The organism is Streptomyces sp. RP5T (genome assembly GCF_003933965.1).
In the GTDB taxonomy this organism is placed as follows: Bacteria; Actinomycetota; Actinomycetes; order Streptomycetales; family Streptomycetaceae; genus Streptomyces.
Genome location: NZ_RSAJ01001277.1, coordinates 1 through 468, shown reverse-complemented (window position 1 = coordinate 468; position 468 = coordinate 1). Strand labels below are relative to the sequence as shown.

The 468-nt window shown below is 66.2% G+C and carries 1 protein-coding gene and 1 pseudogene; one reads left to right on the top strand and one right to left on the bottom strand.

Going from position 1 to position 468, the window contains the following annotated elements:
- Positions 1–105, bottom strand: a pseudogene (locus tag EHS43_RS48695) (ATP-binding protein); the annotation flags it as partial.
- A gap of 154 nt (positions 106–259) precedes the next feature.
- Here EHS43_RS48695 and EHS43_RS45805 point away from each other — a divergent pair.
- A partial coding sequence (locus tag EHS43_RS45805) for a helix-turn-helix transcriptional regulator (protein WP_148104397.1) occupies positions 260–468 on the top strand: 209 nt, incomplete at its 3' end.

The following is a 468-nucleotide window of genomic DNA, read 5'->3' as shown; positions in this document are numbered from 1 at the left end:
GAGTCGGGCGAGGCGGGCTCCTCGGGGTGTTGGTGACAGTTGCACGCTGAAATTGCGGATGGGGTTGTCGAGTTCGGCCGTGGGGTCGGCAGTTCCTTGATTCACGTCACTCAGAGTGGCGATGTGCGCTTACTGTGAACAGTGACGACGCCGTTACGTAGGGCGACTGTCCAGGGCTTGTCCAGAGGTGTCCACGCTGTCGGGACGGCGGGTGCGGGTAGGGGCGTCGCGGCACGGTCGTACGGCAAAGGGGTACGGAATGACGGCTGACGTTGAGGTCGTGAGCGAGACGGACGAGCCGGGGTGGGAGGTGGATCCGGAGGATGCATGGGGTGTGGCCGTCATCGCCACCGTGGGGCGGCAGTTGAGGCTGCGGCGGGAGGCAGTGGGGATGCGGGTGCCCGAGTTCGCGAAGGCGGGCGGGTACGGAGAGGATCTCGTCTACAAGATCGAGGGCGGCGCGCGGAT